We start from the raw sequence: 17,560 nt of genomic DNA on the forward strand, positions 1-17,560 counted from the left end.
CTGGAATGACTCGAAAAGATGCACGTACTTACGGGGGTAGGCTCGACAACGGCCGGTGGGCGTCCAGTGCGCCGGCATTCGACATGCGTGACATGTGGAGAGGAGCCCTGACTCAGGGTGAGCACCAAGCCGACCACCACAGACCTCGAGTGGACCGAGTTGGACCAGCGGGCCGTGGACACCGCCCGCGTCCTGGCCGCCGACGCCGTACAGAAGGTCGGTAACGGCCATCCGGGTACGGCCATGAGCCTGGCGCCTGCCGCGTACACCCTCTTCCAGAAGGTGATGCGCCACGACCCGGCCGACCCGGACTGGGTCGGGCGCGACCGCTTCGTGCTGTCCGCCGGCCACTCGTCACTGACCCTGTACACGCAGCTCTACCTGGCCGGCTTCGGCCTGGAGCTGGACGATCTGAAGGCCTTCAGGACCTGGGGTTCGAAGACCCCCGGCCACCCGGAGTACGGCCACACCAAGGGTGTGGAGACGACGACCGGACCGCTGGGACAGGGTGTCGCCAACGCGGTGGGCATGGCCCTGGCCGCCCGCTACGAGCGCGGGCTGTTCGACCCGGACGCGGCGCAGGGCGAGTCCCCCTTCGACCACTTCATCTACGCGATCGCCGGTGACGGTTGCCTGCAGGAGGGCATCTCCGCGGAGGCGTCCTCGCTGGCGGGCCACCAGCAGCTGGGCAACCTGGTGCTGCTGTGGGACGACAACCACATCTCCATCGAGGGCGACACGGAGACGGCCGTCTCCGAGGACACCGTCAAGCGCTACGAGGCCTACGGCTGGCATGTCCAGCGCATCGCCCCGAAGCCGGACGGCGACATCGACCCGCACGCCGTCTACAACGCGATCGAGGCCGCGAAGAAGGTCACCGACAGGCCGTCCTTCATCGCGATGCGCTCGATCATCGCCTGGCCCGCCCCGAACGCGCAGAACACCGAGGCCGCGCACGGCTCGGCGCTCGGCGACGACGAGGTCGCGGCCACCAAGCGTGTCCTCGGCTTCGACCCTGACAAGAGCTTCGACGTCGCGGGCGAGGTCCTCAAGCACACCCGGCAGGCGCTGGAGCGCGGCCGCGAGGCGCAGGCGGAGTGGGACAAGTCGTTCCAGCTGTGGCGCCAGAACAACCCGGAGCGCGCGGTCGACTTCGACCGCATCCACGCGGGCGAGCTGCCCACCGGCTGGGAGGAGAAGGTCCCGGTCTTCGAGCCCGGCAAGGGCATCGCGACCCGCGCCGCGTCCGGCAAGGTGCTGCAGGCGCTGGGCGCGGTCATCCCCGAGCTGTGGGGCGGTTCGGCCGACCTGGCCGGCTCCAACAACACGACCATCGACAAGAACTCCTCGTTCCTGCCGGCGGACAACCCCCTGCCGGAGGCGGACCCGTACGGCCGCACGATCCACTTCGGCATCCGCGAGCACTCCATGGCCGCGGAGATGAACGGCATCACCCTGCACGGCAACACCCGTGTCTACGGCGGTACGTTCCTGGTCTTCTCCGACTACATGCGCAACGCCGTGCGCCTGTCGGCGCTGATGCACCTGCCGGTGACGTACGTGTGGACGCACGACTCCATCGGTCTGGGCGAGGACGGCCCCACCCACCAGCCCGTCGAGCACCTGGCCTCGCTGCGCGCCATCCCGGGCCTGAACGTGGTCCGCCCGGCCGACGCCAACGAGACCGCGATCGCCTGGCGCGAGATCCTCAGGCGCTACACCAAGGTCTACGGCAAGGGCGCCCCGCACGGCCTGGCGCTGACCCGTCAGGGCGTGCCGACGTACGAGCCCAACGACGACGCGGTCAAGGGCGGCTACGTCCTGTTCGAGGCCGAAGGCGGTGAGGCGCAGGTCGTCCTGATCGCCACCGGTTCCGAGGTGCACGTCGCCGTCGAGGCGCGCGAGCAGCTCCAGGCCGACGGGGTGCCGACACGGGTCGTGTCCATGCCGTGCGTGGAGTGGTTCGAGGAGCAGGACCAGGGGTACCGGGACAGCGTCCTGCCGCCGAACGTGAAGGCGCGCGTCGCGGTGGAGGCCGGTATCGGTCTCACGTGGCACAGGTACGTGGGGGACGCCGGTCGCATCGTTTCCCTGGAGCACTTCGGTGCTTCGGCCGACGGCAAGGTGCTCTTCCGCGAGTTCGGCTTCACTGCCGAGAACGTGGCTGCCAAGGCACGGGAATCCATCGCCGCCGCCCAGCGCTGACGCTCACATACGACACGTAGGAGATGTAATTCCATGACAGACGCACTCCAGCGCCTCTCCGAAGAAGGCGTCGCGATCTGGCTGGACGACCTGTCGCGCAAGCGGATCACGTCCGGCAACCTCGCCGAGCTGATCGACCAGCAGCACGTCGTGGGCGTCACCACCAACCCGACGATCTTCCAGAAGGCGATCTCCTCCGGTGACGGTTACGAGCAGCAGCTCACCGACCTCGCCGTCCGCAAGGTCACCGTCGAAGAGGCCGTACGCATGATCACCACGGCGGACGTCCGCGACGCCGCCGACATCCTGCGCCCGGTGTTCGACGCCACCGACGGCCAGGACGGCCGCGTGTCGATCGAGGTCGACCCGCGCCTGGCCCACAACACCAGGGCGACCGTCGCCGAGGCCAAGCAGCTCGCCTGGCTGGTCGACCGGCCCAACACGCTCATCAAGATCCCTGCCACCAGGGCCGGCCTGCCGGCGATCACCGAGGTCATCGGCCTGGGTATCAGCGTCAACGTCACGCTGATCTTCTCGCTGGAGCGCTACCGCGAGGTCATGGACGCCTACCTCTCCGGCCTGGAGAAGGCCAAGGAGCGCGGCCTCGACCTGTCGCTGATCCGTTCGGTGGCGTCCTTCTTCGTGTCCCGTGTGGACACCGAGATCGACAAGCGGCTGGACGACCTGGGCACCGCTGAGGCCAAGGCTCTGCGCGGCAAGGCCGCCGTCGCCAACGCACGTCTCGCCTACCAGGCGTACGAGGAGGTCTTCTCTTCCGACCGCTGGAACAAGCTGGAGAACGCGGGCGCCCGCAAGCAGCGTCCGCTGTGGGCCTCCACCGGCGTGAAGGACCCGGCGTACAAGCCGACCCTGTACGTCGACGACCTGGTGGCGCCGAACACGGTGAACACCATGCCGGAGGCCACCCTGCGGGCCACCGAGGAGCACGGCTCGATCACCGGCAACGCGATCGCCGGTACGTACGAGCAGGCCCGCGCGGACCTCGACGCCCTTGAGAAGCTCGGGATCTCGTACGACGACGTGGTCCAGGTCCTGGAGGACGAGGGCGTCGAGAAGTTCGCGGCGTCCTGGAACGACCTGCTCAAGTCGACCGAGGCGGAGCTGGAGCGCCTCGCCCCCTCGGAGGGCTGATCTCTTGGCTCCTTTCTCCGGTTCCGGAGCGAATCCGCTTCGTGACCCCGCGGACCGACGGCTCCCGCGCATCGCGGGGCCGTCGGGCCTGGTCATCTTCGGCGTCACGGGCGATTTGTCCCGAAAGAAGCTCATGCCCGCCGTGTACGACCTCGCCAACCGGGGTCTGTTGCCGCCGGGCTTCTCCCTCGTCGGCTTCGCGCGCCGCGAGTGGAAGCACGAGGACTTCGCGGCCGAGGTCCACGACGCCGTCAAGGAACACGCCCGTACGCCGTTCCGTGAGGAGGTCTGGCAGCAGCTCATCCAGGGGATGCGCTTCGTGCAGGGCACCTTCGACGACGACGACGCCTTCGAGCGGCTGCGCGCCACGATCGACGAACTCGACAAGGCACAGGGCACGGGCGGCAACTTCGCCTTCTACCTGTCGGTGCCGCCGCGCTCCTTCCCCGTGGTCATCCAGCAGCTGAAGAAGCACCACCTGGCCGAGCAGACCGGCGGCTCCTGGCGCCGCGCGGTCATCGAGAAGCCCTTCGGCCACGACCTGAAGTCGGCCGAGGAGCTGAACAAGGTCGTCCACGAGGTCTTCGCCCCGGACCAGGTCTTCCGCATCGACCACTACCTGGGCAAGGAGACCGTCCAGAACATCCTGGCGCTGCGCTTCGCCAACACGATGTTCGAGCCGATCTGGAACCGGTCCTTCGTGGACCACGTGCAGATCACGATGGCCGAGGACATCGGCATCGGCGGCCGGGCCGGGTACTACGACGGCATCGGCGCCGCCCGTGACGTCATCCAGAACCACCTCCTCCAGCTGATGGCGCTCACCGCGATGGAGGAGCCCGCCTCCTTCGACGCGGACGCGCTGGCCGCCGAGAAGACCAAGGTGCTCGGGGCCGTACGGCTGCCGAAGGACCTGGGCCGCGACACCGTGCGCGGCCAGTACGCGGCGGGCTGGCAGGGCGGCGAGAAGGCGGTCGGCTACCTCCAGGAAGACGGCATCGACCCGCAGTCGAAGACCGACACGTACGCGGCGATCAAGGTGGAGGTGGACAACCGCCGTTGGGCGGGCGTCCCGTTCTATCTGCGCACCGGCAAGCGCCTGGGCCGCAGGGTCACCGAGATCGCGGTCGTCTTCCAGCGGGCCCCGCACTCCCCCTTCGACCACACGGCGACGGAGGAGCTCGGCAAGAACGCGATCGTCATCCGCGTCCAGCCGGACGAGGGCGTCACGGTCCGCTTCGGCTCGAAGGTGCCGGGCACCTCCATGGAGATCCGGGACGTTTCGATGGACTTCGCCTACGGCGAGTCCTTCACCGAGTCCTCCCCGGAGGCGTACGAGCGTCTGATCCTGGACGTGCTGCTGGGCGACTCGAACCTCTTCCCGCGCACCGAGGAGGTCGAGCTGTCCTGGAAGATCCTCGACCCGATCGAGGAGTACTGGGACCAGAACGGCAAGCCCGCCCAGTACCAGTCCGGCACCTGGGGGCCCGTCGAGGCTGACGAAATGCTCGAGCGAGACGGACGGAGCTGGCGCCGGCCATGAAGATAGACCTCACGGACACCACGGCCAGCAAGATAAACAAGGCGCTGGTGCAGGGCAGGCGGGCCATCGGCACGCCTGCCGTGGGCATGGTGCTCACGCTGGTCATCGTCACGGACGAGGAGAACGCGTACGACGCCCTGAGGGCGGCGAACGACGCCTCGCACGAGCACCCTTCGCGCACCCTGGTGGTCATCAAGCGCGTCTCACGCACGCCCCGCGACCGTACGCAGTCCCGCCTGGACGCCGAGGTCCGGGTGGGCGCGGACGCAGGGTCGGGCGAGACGGTCGTCCTGCGTCTGTACGGCGAAGTGGTGCACCACGCGCAGTCGGTGGTGCTCCCCTTGCTGCTGCCGGACGCACCCGTCGTCGTCTGGTGGCCGGTGAACGCGCCCCTCGACCCGGCGAACGACCCCCTGGGCGCCCTCGCCCAGCGCCGCGTCACGGACACGTACGCCTCGGAACAGCCGGTACGGGAGCTGACGGCCCGCGCCGACACCTACACCCCCGGCGACACCGACCTCTCCTGGACCCGCATCACGCCCTGGCGCTCGATGCTGGCCGCCGCCCTCGACCAGGTCACCTGCAAGGTGGAGGCCGTCGAGGTGGAGGGCGAGGAGTTCAACCCGAGCTGCGAGCTGCTCGCGATGTGGCTGGCGGACCGGCTGGACGTGCCGGTGAAGCGGTCGCTGTCGAACGGCCCGGGTCTGACGGCGGTCCGTATGGCCACCGACACGGGCCAGGTCGTCCTGGACCGCGCGGACGGTTCGCTCGCCACCCTCTCCATCCAGGGCCAGCCGGACCGTGCGGTGGCGCTGAAGCGACGTGAGACGGCCGAGCTGATCGCGGAGGAGCTGCGGCGGCTGGATCCGGACGACACCTATGCGTCGGCGCTGCGGTTCGGGGTGGAACGGCTGAACCCGTCGGCGCCCTCGCCATCGGCGTCCGCATCGTCGGCGCAACCCGTGGCCGAGGATCCGGCCAAAGGAGAACCGGGCCGAGCGGGAGCCCCTGTCGAAACCCCTGTCGAGGACGCTGCGAAAGCTCCCGCGAAGGAAGCGGCGGAGGAGGCAGCGGTGACCGACGTGGCGAAGAAGGCGGCGGCGAAGTGAGCACTCCGCAGCTGGTCGTGCACCGCGACAAGGAACTGATGGCGCAGGCCGCCGCGGCCCGCCTCATCACGAAGATCGTGGACGCGCAGGCCTCCCGGGGCTACGCGTCCGTGGTCCTCACGGGCGGCCGCAACGGCAACGGCCTGCTGGCCGCCCTGGCCACCGCCCCGGCACGGGACGCGGTCGACTGGGTCCGGCTGGACCTGTGGTGGGGGGACGAGCGCTTCCTGCCCGAGGGCGACCCCGAGCGCAATGTCACGCAGGCCCGTGAGGCCCTGCTCGACGCCGTCGCGCTGGACCCGAAGCGCGTGCACGCCATGCCGGCGTCGGACGGCCCGTACGGCCCGGACGTCGAGGCGGCGGCGGAGGGGTACGCCCAGGAGCTGGCCCGTGCGGCCGGCCCCGAGAACCACGGTGCCGTGCCCACGTTCGACGTCCTGATGCTGGGCGTCGGTCCGGACACGCACGTGGCGTCCCTGTTCCCGGAGCTTCCCGCCGTCCGGGAGACGGAGCGGACGGTGGTGGCGGTGCACGGCGCCCCCAAGCCGCCACCGACGCGTGTGACCCTGACCCTTCCGGCGATCCGTGCGGCACGTGAGGTCTGGCTGCTGGCGGCCGGCGAGGACAAGGCGCAGGCCGCGGCGATCGCGCTCTCCGGGGCGGGCGAGGTCCAGGCCCCGGCGGCAGGCGCACGCGGCCGCTCCCGCACACTGTGGCTACTCGACGCGGCTGCCGCTTCACAGCTGCCGAGGTCGCTGTATCCGCCGGCTTCGCCGTAAGAACCCTGGGGGCTTCGGCCCTGAAGGGGCCTCGTCCTCAAACGCCGGACGGGCTGATTTCAGCCCCTCCGGCGTTTGAGGAGCAGGGGTCCGGGGGCGGAGCCCCCCGGGAACGGGACGGGTAGGGGCGGCGGGGGCGAAGAGCCCTCACTTCACCGACCCCGCCATGACCCCCTGCACAAAGTGCCGCTGGAACGCGAAGAACACGACGACCGGTACCACCAGCGACAGAAACGCCCCAGGCGCCAGCACATCGATGTTGCTCCCGAACTGCCGTATCTGCGACTGGAGTTGAACAGTCAACGGCTGCGAGGAACTGTCCGCGAACAGCAGCGCCACCAGCATGTCGTTCCACACCCACAGGAACTGGAAGATGGCCAGCGAGGCGATCGCCGGGCGGCCCACGGGCAGGACCAGCCGCGTGAAGATCCGCCACTCACTGCCACCGTCCATGCGAGCCGCTTCCAGCATCTCCTTCGGCATCTCGGCGAAGTAGTTGCGCAGGAGGAACACGGCGAACGGCAGGCCGTAGGCCACATGGAAGAGCACGACCCCCGGAATCGTCCCGAACAGCCCCAGCTCTCCGAAGAGTTTGGCCACCGGCAGCAGTCCGATCTGCACCGGCACCACCAACAGGGCCACCACGACCAGGAAGACGGCCTCCCGCCCGGGGAAGTCCAGCCAGGCGAAGGCGTATCCGGCCAGCGCCGCGAGGACGACGACCAGCACGGTCGCCGGCACCGAGATCAGCACCGTGTTCCAGAACGCCTGCGTCATCCCGGCGTTCTTCAGCAACGCCGAGTAGTTGTCGAAGGACAGCTGACCCGGACTGGTGAACACCGTCCACCAGCCACTGCTCGCCGAGTCCTGCGTGGACCGCAGCGAGGACAGGAACAGCCCCGCCAGCGGAGTGAGCCACACCAGGCCGATCAGGACGAGAAAGGCCTGCACCACACCGCTGCTCAGAGTGCGCCGCACCGCGTTCATCGCTGACTCCTTCGGAAACGACGGACGTTGAGGACCATGGCGGGCACGACCAGCAGCAGGAGCAGCACCCCGAGCGCACTGCCGAGTCCCTGGTTGTTGCCGCCGCCGAACGACACCAGCCACATCTGGGTGGCGAGCACGGTCGCGTCCTCCTGCACCGGGCCGGGCGCGATGATGTAGACGAGGTCGAAGACCTTCATCACGTTGATCACGAGGGTCACGAAGACCACGGTCAGCACGGGCGCGAGCAGCGGGACGGTGATCCGACGGAAGATCTGCCACTCGTTCGCGCCGTCCATCCGCGCCGCCTCCAGCGCGTCCCGTGGCAGAGCGGCCAGCCCCGCGCCGATCAGCACCATCGCGAAGCCCGTCCAGATCCACAGATACGCCCCGATGATCGCCGGGGTGACGAGCATCGGCCCGAGCCAGGAGACCCCGTCATACGGCTGCGCGAAGTTCGAGGCCGGCAACTGCACCGCGTACGAGCCGGACTTGAGGCCCGTGAAGCGGAAGGAACCGTCGGACCCGGTGGTCGTGTGCGCGGCTGTCGTACCGTCGTCCCGCACCGCCTCGACCCTCATCTGCGGCAGCCCGCTCTCCCGCCGGTCGACCTGCCCCTGCTTCCCTCCCCCGCCGGGTGTGAAGTCCAGGTAGACGACCCCGCGCAGTTCGTCGGCCGCCGCCCGCCGGTGCGCGGCCGTGTACGCGGGCCCCGCATCGCCCGGCAGGTCCTTCGGCGCGACGCCGACCAACCCCAGCGCCACCGAGTCCCCCGGCGACACGCGGTCGTTCGTGCGGTACGAGCCGTCCGGCCGCGCCGTCAGTCCCTGTCCCTCGCGAGCCCGCGCGGTCGGATACTCCGAGGTGCTCTTGAAGGCGTCGTGCACGCCGACCACGGCCGCGTTCAGCACACCCTTGTTCGGGTCCTCGTCGTAGGCGAGCCGGAAGATGATGCCCGCGGCCAGGAAGGACACCGCCATCGGCATGAACAGCAGCAGTTTGAAGGCCGTCGCCCAGCGGACCTTCTCCACCAGGACGGCGAGGATCAGGCCCAGGCCGGTCAGCAGCGCCGGGGCGACGACGACCCAGATGGCCGTGTTGCGGACGGCTTTGAGGGTCGCCGGGTCCCGGAACATCTCGGTGTAGTTGTCGCCGCCCACGAAGCGCGTGCCGGACGCGTCGAAGAAGCTGCGGCCGACGGAGAACAGCACCGGGTAGACGACGAGCGCGCCCAGCAGGAGCAGTGCCGGCAACGCGAACAGCACGGCGATGAACCGCGCCCGCCGCCGTGAGCGGCGAGCACGTTCAACCGCCCCGAGTCCAGGCGGACTTGTCTCTTTCACCAGAGTCGCGGTCATGGCCCGTCAGCCCTTGTACGCCTTGGCCGCCGCGGTCTCCAGCTGCGCCGCGGTGCCCTTCGGGTCGGACGGGTCGCGCAGGAAGTCCTGGAGCAGCTTCCACTCCCCCGCGCCCTTCGTCCCGCCGAAGGCCGCCGGCGCCTGGTCGGACATGTCGAAGCGGACCGAATCCCCGGCTCCGACAAGGGACTTGGCGGTGGCGCGGGTGACGTCGTCGCCGTACGAGTCGAGTGTCAGCTTCTTGTTCGGGGACAGGAAGCCGCCGGCCTTCGCCCACACGGCCGCGGCCTCGGGGGTCGCGAGGTACTCCAGGAGCTTCATGCCGGCCTTGGTGTTCTTGCCGTCCTTCAGGACCACCGCCGCGTCGCCGCCACTGACCACGGGCGCCTTGCCCCCGTCGACCGCCGGGAAGGGGAAGAAGTTCGCGTCCGCGCCGATGCTCCTGCCGAACTGGTCGTGGGCCACCCCGGCAACGAAGTCGCCCTCGTACACCATGCCCGCCTCGGGCTTGGGGCCGAACACCTTCTCCACGGAGCCCGGGAAGTCGGTGTTGAGGGCCCCCTTCTGGCCGCCGGCTATCAGCTGCCTGTCCTTGAACAGCTTGCCCAGCGTGCCGAGTGCCTTGACCACCGAGGCGTCGGTCCACTTCAACGTGTGGGCGGCCAGGGCGTCGTACTTCTCGGGACCGGCCTGCGAGAGGTAGATGTTCTCGAACCAGTCGGTGAGGGTCCAGCCGTCCTGACCGGCGACCGAGAAGGCGGCCAGGCCCGAGTCGGAGACGGTGTGTCCGGCCTTCAGCATCGCGTCGTACGTGGTCGGCGGCTTGACGCCGGCCTGGTCGAGGGCGTCCGGGCTGTACCAGACCGTCGACTTGTGGGCGGCCTTGAAGTAGAGGCCGTAGAGGTGGCCGTCGACGCTGCCGTACTTCTTCCAGACGGGCGCGTATCCCGCGTCCACGGACTTCTCGGTGGTGGCCGACAGCGGCTTGAGCCAGCCCTTCTTCGCGAACTGCTGCAACACGCCGACCTGCGGGACCATCACCACGTCCGGCGCGTTGCCGCCCTCGATCTTGCTGCCGACGACGGTGGAGACGTTGTCCCCGGTGGACGTGAACTGCGTCTTGGCGCCGGTCTTCGCGCTGAACGCGTCCAGCACCTTCTGGAAGTTCTTCTGCTCACTGCCGGACCAGACACCGGCCACGGTGACCGTCTGCCCGCTGAGCGCCTTGTCACCGCCGCCGGCCGAGACCGGACCGCCGCCTCCGCAGGCGGTAGCGCCGAGAGCCAGGGCGAGGGTGGTGCAGCTTGCGAGCATGGTCGTACGTCGTCGCATCATCGTTGATGTCCCTTCAAGGGGTGAGTAACTGACGAGCAATCAGGGGATGGGCGGTGATCAGCGGTCCGTGACGGTGGTCAGAGGTCGTTGATCCACCACGCGGCCGTCGAGCCGGGCAGCACCCCGATCGGGCACGGGCCGCTGGACAGCAGGGGGGTGCCGGAGACCGGCGCGGGTGTGGGCGCCGTACCGAAGTTGACGGCGCAGACGAGGCCGTCGCCCCGGGTGAAGGCGAGGACGCCCGGTGGGGTGTCCAGCCAGCGCAGCATTCCCTCGCCCAACTGGGGCAGCGCGGCGCGGAGTTGGAGGCCGTCGCGGTACAGGTGCCAGAAGGAGCGGGTGTCGGCGAGGGCACGGTCGGTGGCGTACTCGGCGAAGTACGACGGCTGCGGCAGCCACGGCCGGGCGCTCTCGGCGCCGGAGGTGAAGCCGAAGGGGGACGCCTGCCCGGACCACGGCAGTGGCACCCGGCAGCCGTCACGGATCCGGGCCCGGCTGCCGGTGCGGCGGAAGATGGGGTCGGTGAGCACGTCGTCGGGCAGGTCGACGACCTCGGGCAGACCCAGCTCCTCGCCCTGGTAGATGTACGCGGCGCCGGGCAGCGCCAGCATCAGCAGCGCGGCGGCGCGGGCGCGGGCGGCGCCGAGGCCGCCCCCGGTGGCGGGTTCGCCGTAGCGGGTGACGGTGCGGACCTGGTCGTGGTTGTTGAGCACCCAGGTGACGGTGGATCCCGTGCCTGCTATGTCCTGCATGGCCTCGGAGATGACCTTGCGGAAGGCGTCCGCGTTCCACGGGGCGCTGAGCAGGTCGAAGAAGAAGGCCTGGTGGAGCTCGTCCGAGCGTACGTACTTCGCGTGCTCGCGGGCGCTGGGCACCGACACCTCGCCGACCAGCAGCCGCTCGTGGCCGTCCCGTGCCGTGTACTCCTCGCACACCGCCCGCCAGTGCCGCCACACGTCGTGCACCTCGGGCTGGTTCCAGGCGAGCGGGTTCACGGAGTCGCGGGTGCGGGCGTCGGCCTCGGGGTCGTCCGAGTCGGGCAGGCCGGGGTGCTTGAAGAGGCCGGCGGCGACGTCGATGCGGAAGCCGTCGACGCCGCGGTCGAGCCAGAAGCGCAGCACCCGGTCGAACTCGGCGGCGACGTCCGGGACGCGCCAGTTCCAGTCGGGCTGCTCGGGCGCGAACATGTGCAGGTACCACTGGCCGGGGCGGCCGTCGGACTCGACGACCCGGGTCCAGGCGGGGCCGCCGAACATGGAGTGCCAGTTGTTGGGCGGCTCGCAGCCGTCCGTGCCGCGTCCGTCGGCGAAGTGGAAGCGGGCGCGGGCCGCGCTGCCGGGCGCCGCCGCGAGCGCCTCCTTGAACCACGGGTGCTCGCTGGAGCAGTGGTTGGGCACCACGTCGAGGAGCACCTTGACGCCGAGCCGCCGGGCGGCCGCCACCAGCAGATCGAACTCGGCGAGGTCGCCGAAGAGCGGGTCGACGTCGCAGTAGTCGGCCACGTCGTAGCCGTGGTCGTGCTGGGGCGAGGGATAGAAGGGGCTCAGCCAGATCCCGTCCACGCCCAGCTTCTTCAGATACGGCAGCCCGGCCCGGACCCCGGCCAGATCGCCGATGCCGTCGCCGGTGCTGTCCAGGAAGCTGCGGACGTACACCTGGTAGATCACCGCGTCACGCCACCAGCGGCGGTACTTACTCAACATGCATGCATGTTAGGTAGACGTGTCGAGAGGGTGTCAATGAAAAGACGGAACCTACCGAGGAGTCAACCCTTTATATGCGCATTTAATGGGTCAGAATCAGCCCAAGAGAGACCGTCGCGTTACCTAACAAGTAACTAGGAGCTATCGGCCGGGAATGGCGGCCAGTTCCCGCGCCAGCCGTCGCACCGCCGCCGAAGGCGTCTCGTGCCCGGTCATCGCGTCCTGCACGACCGCCTGCACCACGAGGCTGACCTGGTCGTAACGCGGGCTCTTGGGGCGCGGCTGGGCGGAGACGACGCTCTTGCGCAGGGTCGGCAGATACGGGAACTGCCGTATCAGCGCGGGATCTTCGTACAGCGCGGCGCGTACGGGCGGCAGCGCGCCGCGCGTGAGGACCTGGCGCTGGACGGGCTCGCTGGTGAGGTACGCGATCAGGCGGGCGGCCGAGTCGGGATGCCGGGTGTGCGTGTTGACGGCCAGGTTGGAGCCCCCGAGGACGCTCTTCCCCGGCCCGTGCGGCCCGGGCAGCGGCACCGCGCCTATCCTGCCGGCGACCGGGGAGCCCTTGGTGGACGCGGCGACATAGGCGTAGGGCCAGTTGCGGAGGAACAGCAGGTGGCCGTCCTGGAAGGCCTGCTTGGACTCCTCCTCCTTGTACGTCAGCGCCTTCTTCGGGATCCAGCCCTCGCGCACGCCCCGGGCGAGGAACCCGATGCCCTCGCGTGCGGCCGCCGAGTTCACGGTGACCCGTGCGCCCTCGTCGCCGAGGATGCTGCCGCCCGCGGAGTAGACGGCCTCCGCGGCGTTGACGGTGAGGCCCTCGTAGGGGAGGAACTGCCCCGCGTAGCCGTCGAGTCCGTACTTCGGCGCGACGGTCCTGGCGTCGTGCTCCAACTCGGCCCAGGTGCGCGGCGGCGGGACGCCCTCCTTGGCGAGGACGTCCTTGCGGTAGAGGAGCAGGCCGGCGTTGGTGACGTACGGGACGGCGTACAGATGGCCGTCGTAGGTCGCCGTGTCGACGACCGGATCCAGGAAGCTCTTCAGCGGGAAGCGGTCGCGGGGCAGTGGCCTTATCCAATCCGCCGCCGCGAACTCCGAGGTCCAGTTCACATCGATGTTGAGGACGTCGAACCGGCTGCGGTCGCCGCCGCGCAGGTCGGTGGCCATCTGGGCGTGGGTCTCGTCGGCGGAGTCCGGCAGTTCGACGAGGGTGACCTTCTCGCCGGGGTGAGCGCGGTTCCAGCCCTCCAGCAAGGGGCCGAGATAGCTGGTGAGGTCTCCCGCGGTGGCGAGCGTCAGGGGCCCGCGGCCGCCTGCCGTGCCCTCGTCGGCGCGCGCGCCGGAGGCGACGTACCCGGTCATGACCACGACGAGAACCAGGAGGCCCCTACCGGCGGCATGGATCCACCGCATAGGTTCCTCCCTGTACACCGGCACCACGGGCATCCTCGCCCGGGGACAGAGGCCATGTATACCTGTTAGGTATGCGCGATACTAGGGCCTGGAGCACATTACGAGGACGGGAGGACAGCACACGTGCGCCTGCCCCTCCTGGCACTCCTCGCACGCGGCCCGGCCCACGGCTACGAGCTGAAGCAGGACCTTGAGCAACTGCTGGGCTCCGCGTACCCTCAGCCGAACGTCGGCCAGATCTACGTAACCCTCGGCCGCCTCGAGAAGCAAGGGCTGATCGAGGGCAAAGACGTCGAGCAGTCGAGCAGGCCCAACAAAAAGGTCTACGACCTCACCGACACCGGGCGGGCGGCACTGCGCGCCTGGTTCGAGGAGCCCGAGGACGAGCCGCGGGTGCGGGACGAGTTCTTCATGAAGCTGGCACTCGCTCCGCAGACGGGTCTCGCCGAGCAGATCGCCCTGATCAACAAGCAGCGGCGCCAGTACCTCAACACCATGCGTGACCTGTCGAAGCTGGCGGCCGCCGAAGACCGCGACAACCGCATCGCCCATCTGCTGATCGAGGGCGCGATGCTGCACCTGCAGGCCGACCTCGACTGGCTGGAACGGTGTCAGGAAGAGCTGGAGGAGCTGGAGTGAGTGCTGGGTTGAGTGACGGCCCCGCTCCCGTGCTGCGCGCCGAAGGCCTGGTCAAGACGCACTACGGCGAGGGTGCCCCGGCGTGTGCCGTGCGCGGGGTCGAGCTGTGTGTGCGGCAGGGCGAGTTCGTGGCCGTCACCGGCCCGTCCGGCGCCGGCAAGTCGACGCTGCTGCACCTGCTGGGCGGACTGCAGCGGCCCGACGGCGGCAGCATCCTGCTGGACGGCGAGCGCACGGACGCCTGGAGTGAGGCGCGCTGGGCGGTGGAGCGCAGGAAACGGATCGGCATCGTCTTCCAGTTCTTCAATCTCGTATCCGGTCTGTCGGTCGCCGACAACGTGGAGCTGCCGGCGCTGCTGGCCGGAGTGGCGCCGAAGCGGGCTCGTGCCGAGCGGGAGGAGCTGCTGGCCGAACTGGGTCTTGAAGGCAAGGAGCGGAGCCTGCCGGGCGAACTGTCGGGCGGCCAGCAGCAGCGGGTCGCACTGGCCCGCGCCCTGGTCAACCATCCGCCGCTCCTGCTGGCCGACGAGCCCGCGGGCAGCCTGGACAGCAAGGGCACCCGCGAGGTGATGCGGCTGCTGTCCCGTTTCCACCAGCGCGGCCAGACGATCGTGCTGGTCACCCATGACGCGCGGCTGGCGAGCGCCGCGGACCGGGTGATCAGCTTCTTCGACGGCCGGATAGCCGACGACGCGGCGCTCGACGGCGCGCCGTCGCGCGGGACGGGCATATCCGGTGTGCTCGAACTCAGGGACTGACATGCGGGCGTACGACGACCCCCGGAAGGGCTGAGCCGCATGCGGGCGACGTTGCGCTGGGCGCACTCCGATCTGCGCACGCATCGCGGTGAGGCGCTGTTCCTGGTGCTCGCCACCGCTGGAATAGTGGTGTCGCTGCTGCTGGCCACGGCGCTGTTCGGGTACGCCACCAACCCCTGGCAGCGGATCTTCACGCAGGAGCGCGGGGCGCACGTGTGGATCCACACCAGCGAGTCCGCCAAGGTGCGCAGACTGGCGGACCTGGCCGGCGTCGAGTCGGTCTCCGGCCCCTACCCGACCGCCCCCACCACCCTCGCCTCACGCGGCACCCGCGCGTCGGTCGAACTGCGTGCGACGCCCGAGCGCCCCACCATCGGTCATCCGCTGCTCACCGCGGGCCACTGGCTGGACCCCGCCACGCCCGACGGCGTGGTCCTGGAAAGCCGACTCGCCCGCGCCCTGCTCGCCGAACCGGGCGACACGCTCACCCTGCCGGGCACGGCACGGACGGTGACCGTGCTGGGCGTGGCCGACAGCGCCGAGCCCCGCTACCGCCCCGGTGAGCAGCCGGGCCTGGTCTGGGCGCTCCCCTCCGTCGTGTCCCACCCCACCGGGCAGGTCATCGGCCTGCGCCTCAGCGACCCCGAGGACACGGCCTACGCCGTCCAGCGCGCCGTCACCGTCCTCGGTGCCGGCGCCATCGGCGAGGTCTCCACCTGGCAGCAGGCCCGGGCCGAGGCGCAGGGCGACAACCGGCTGCTCGGCCAGGTGCTGGGGCTGTTCGGGCTGGGCGCACTGATCGCCGCCGGGCTCGCCGTGCACGGCGCGATCGCCACCCGCATCCGCGGCCACCTGCGGGACATCTCGGTCCTGAAGGCGATCGGCTTCACCCCGGGCCAGGTCGTCCGCGTGTTCCTGCTCCAGCACATCGCCTACGCCGTCCTGGGCGCCGTGTCCGCGGCAACACTGGCCCAGGCCCTCGGCAGCCGCTTCCCGGGCCGCCTCGGAGACGCCCTCGGCGTATGGCAGAGCCTCCCCGGCCACACAGCGGCCCTCTTCGCCATCCCGGTGGGCGCGATCCTCTTCATCACCGGGACGACAGGTCTCGCGGCCTGGCGAGCGGGCCGAGTACCCCCGGTCCCGGTGACACGGCCTTCCGTGAGGGGCGGAGGGTTGTCGGGGGCGGCTCGGCGAGGAACAGGGACGGAGTCCCGGGAGCCGGGGGCGGGGTCCCCGGGGATGTCGGGCTTCCGACCGGCAGGTCTGGTGCGGCGGGCGTTCGGGCCAGGGCCGGCGACTCCGGCCGACGTCCAGGACACCGGCCACGTTTCGAGCCCGGCCCCACTGCCCCCGGCACAAGCCGGCGGGAATCCCAACCCGGCTCACAGCCCCTCCGGCCGGCCCCCCACCGCTCGCTCCGGCGGGCAGCTCTCGGGTATGGCCCGGTGGGCGCTCGGGGTGGGGGTGTCGCCCGCGTTGGTGCTGGGGTGGCACACGGCCTTTGTCCGCAGGATGCGGTCGCTGGCCACCGTGGCCCGGCTGGCGTTGCCCCTGCTGCTGATCGTCGTGGCGATGAGTGCCTGGACCACCATCGACCGTTTCCACAGCAGGCCCGAGCAGATGGGCCTGCCGACCGCACTCACCGTCCACACGGACGCGGGTCTCAGCGGCCCCGCCACCCGCACACTGCTGGATCGCGACCCGCAGGTCGCCGCCACGTACCCCGGCGTCGAGGTCGCCGCCCTGGTCCCCGGCCAGACGGCCACGATCGCCCTGCGTGGCCTGGGCACCCGCCAGAATCCCTACCCGTACGCCCTGGCCGAGGGCCGGCGCGCGCACGGCAGCGACGAGGCGGTGGCCGGGCAGGGCTTCCTCGACCTGCTGGACGCCCGTGTCGGCGACTGGGTGCGGATCACGGTCGGCGAGCAGCCGCAGATCCTGCACATCGTGGGCCGCAGCATCGAACCGGAGAACGCCGGCCGGGTGATCTCCACCTCGCTCGACACCCTTCGCGAGAACGACCCCCACCTCACCCCGAGCCTCTACCAGCTCCGCCTGCGCCCCGGCGCCGACCCGCACGCGGTCGCCGGCCGGCTGACCACCGCCGGGCACGGGCATCTGGACGTGCACGCCGTGACCAACCCGGCCGACGGGCTCTCCCCGCTGCGCTCGGTCGTCGTCGGCCTGATCGTCGTCCTCGCCCTCATCGGGCTCATCGAACTGCTCACCGCGATAGGCGGCACGGTCCGCGAGGGCGAACGCGATCTGCTCGCCCTCAAGGCCATCGGACTGTCCCCGCGCCAGATCACCGCGATCACGGTCACGGCCACCACCTGCACCGCGCTGGCCGCCGTCCTCGCCAGTACGGCCCTGGGCACACCCCTCGCGCACTGGCTGATCGACACCCAGGGCAGATCGAGCGGCGTCGGGGCAGGGATAGCCCAAGGACCGTCACCCGCGCTGCTGGTGCTGTTCGGCGCGGCCGCGGTGCTCGGCGCCGCCGGACTCGCGGCCCTGCCCGCGGCCCGTGCGGCACGACGACGGCTCGCGGACACCCTCAGCGCACTGGCCTGACCGCA

The 17,560-nt window shown here is 70.3% G+C and carries 13 protein-coding genes; 8 read left to right on the top strand and 5 right to left on the bottom strand.

The annotated features are described in order from the left end of the window. Positions 1 to 117 precede the first annotated feature (117 nt). From tkt to pgl, 5 genes are read left to right on the top strand one after another with little or no spacing between them, the layout of a single operon-like run. Positions 118 to 2,205 (top strand): transketolase, encoded by a 2,088-nt coding sequence (gene tkt / locus OG870_RS11420; RefSeq protein WP_266841136.1) that lies wholly within the window; start codon positions 118 to 120, stop codon positions 2,203 to 2,205. A gap of 33 nt (positions 2,206 to 2,238) precedes the next feature. Next, positions 2,239 to 3,357, top strand: coding sequence for a transaldolase (tal, locus tag OG870_RS11425; protein ID WP_266585518.1), 1,119 nt, complete (start codon positions 2,239 to 2,241; stop codon positions 3,355 to 3,357). 4 nt (positions 3,358 to 3,361) lie between these two features. Then, positions 3,362 to 4,900 (top strand): glucose-6-phosphate dehydrogenase, encoded by a 1,539-nt coding sequence (gene zwf, locus OG870_RS11430; protein ID WP_266512194.1) that lies wholly within the window; start codon positions 3,362 to 3,364, stop codon positions 4,898 to 4,900. Beyond that, on the top strand, positions 4,897 to 6,009 hold the full coding sequence (gene opcA / locus OG870_RS11435; RefSeq protein WP_266585516.1) for a glucose-6-phosphate dehydrogenase assembly protein OpcA: 1,113 nt from the start codon (positions 4,897 to 4,899) through the stop codon (positions 6,007 to 6,009). Before zwf ends, opcA begins: the two co-directional genes overlap by 4 nt. Continuing rightward, a complete protein-coding gene (gene pgl / locus OG870_RS11440; protein WP_266512205.1) occupies positions 6,006 to 6,788 on the top strand; it encodes a 6-phosphogluconolactonase in 783 nt (260 codons plus the stop codon). The genes opcA and pgl overlap by 4 nt, the downstream gene beginning before the upstream one ends. Before the next feature lie 147 nt (positions 6,789 to 6,935). Here pgl and OG870_RS11445 read toward each other — a convergent pair whose 3' ends face one another. From OG870_RS11445 to OG870_RS11465, 5 genes are all read right to left on the bottom strand, one after another. Further along, positions 6,936 to 7,775, bottom strand: coding sequence for a carbohydrate ABC transporter permease (locus OG870_RS11445; protein WP_266512208.1), 840 nt, complete (start codon positions 7,773 to 7,775; stop codon positions 6,936 to 6,938). After that, positions 7,772 to 9,133, bottom strand: coding sequence for a carbohydrate ABC transporter permease (locus OG870_RS11450; RefSeq protein WP_266512211.1), 1,362 nt, complete (start codon positions 9,131 to 9,133; stop codon positions 7,772 to 7,774). Before OG870_RS11450 ends, OG870_RS11445 begins: the two co-directional genes overlap by 4 nt. 6 nt (positions 9,134 to 9,139) lie before the next feature. Further along, positions 9,140 to 10,468 (bottom strand): ABC transporter substrate-binding protein, encoded by a 1,329-nt coding sequence (locus OG870_RS11455; RefSeq protein WP_327666808.1) that lies wholly within the window; start codon positions 10,466 to 10,468, stop codon positions 9,140 to 9,142. 77 nt (positions 10,469 to 10,545) lie between these two features. Beyond that, positions 10,546 to 12,171, bottom strand: a complete 1,626-nt coding sequence (locus OG870_RS11460; RefSeq protein ID WP_266512216.1) for a glycoside hydrolase family 13 protein — start codon at positions 12,169 to 12,171, stop codon at positions 10,546 to 10,548. Positions 12,172 to 12,312: 141 nt separating this feature from the next. After that, positions 12,313 to 13,584 (bottom strand): ABC transporter substrate-binding protein, encoded by a 1,272-nt coding sequence (locus OG870_RS11465; RefSeq protein WP_266585510.1) that lies wholly within the window; start codon positions 13,582 to 13,584, stop codon positions 12,313 to 12,315. Between the two features lie 123 nt (positions 13,585 to 13,707). On the opposite strand from OG870_RS11465, the gene OG870_RS11470 reads away from it, so the two are divergent. Genes OG870_RS11470 through OG870_RS11480 form a run of 3 tightly spaced genes read left to right on the top strand, consistent with a single transcriptional unit; the run spans position 13,708 to position 17,555 of the window. Beyond that, entirely contained in the window at positions 13,708 to 14,223 is a 516-nt protein-coding gene (locus tag OG870_RS11470; protein ID WP_266512222.1) for a PadR family transcriptional regulator, read from the top strand. Between the two features lie 8 nt (positions 14,224 to 14,231). Then, positions 14,232 to 14,981, top strand: a complete 750-nt coding sequence (locus tag OG870_RS11475; RefSeq protein WP_266520154.1) for an ABC transporter ATP-binding protein — start codon at positions 14,232 to 14,234, stop codon at positions 14,979 to 14,981. A 39-nt stretch (positions 14,982 to 15,020) separates the two neighbouring features. Then, positions 15,021 to 17,555 (top strand): FtsX-like permease family protein, encoded by a 2,535-nt coding sequence (locus OG870_RS11480; RefSeq protein WP_327690851.1) that lies wholly within the window; start codon positions 15,021 to 15,023, stop codon positions 17,553 to 17,555. The last annotated feature ends 5 nt before the right edge of the window (positions 17,556 to 17,560 follow it).

Origin of the sequence: Streptomyces sp. NBC_00461, assembly GCF_036013935.1 — a bacterium.
GTDB lineage: Bacteria > Actinomycetota > Actinomycetes > Streptomycetales > Streptomycetaceae > Streptomyces.

Excerpts from the sequence above, each read along its gene's own strand:
- OG870_RS11460 (WP_266512216.1), bottom strand. The coding sequence starts at position 12,171 with ATGTTGAGTAAGTACCGCCGCTGGTGGCGTGACGCGGTGATCTACCAG.
- OG870_RS11455 (WP_327666808.1), bottom strand. The coding sequence starts at position 10,468 with ATGATGCGACGACGTACGACCATGCTCGCAAGCTGCACCACCCTCGCC.
- OG870_RS11445 (WP_266512208.1), bottom strand. The coding sequence starts at position 7,775 with ATGAACGCGGTGCGGCGCACTCTGAGCAGCGGTGTGGTGCAGGCCTTT.
- opcA (WP_266585516.1), top strand. The coding sequence starts at position 4,897 with ATGAAGATAGACCTCACGGACACCACGGCCAGCAAGATAAACAAGGCG.
- OG870_RS11450 (WP_266512211.1), bottom strand. The coding sequence starts at position 9,133 with ATGACCGCGACTCTGGTGAAAGAGACAAGTCCGCCTGGACTCGGGGCG.
- OG870_RS11480 (WP_327690851.1), top strand. The coding sequence starts at position 15,021 with ATGCGGGCGACGTTGCGCTGGGCGCACTCCGATCTGCGCACGCATCGC.
- OG870_RS11465 (WP_266585510.1), bottom strand. The coding sequence starts at position 13,584 with ATGCGGTGGATCCATGCCGCCGGTAGGGGCCTCCTGGTTCTCGTCGTG.
- tal (WP_266585518.1), top strand. The coding sequence starts at position 2,239 with ATGACAGACGCACTCCAGCGCCTCTCCGAAGAAGGCGTCGCGATCTGG.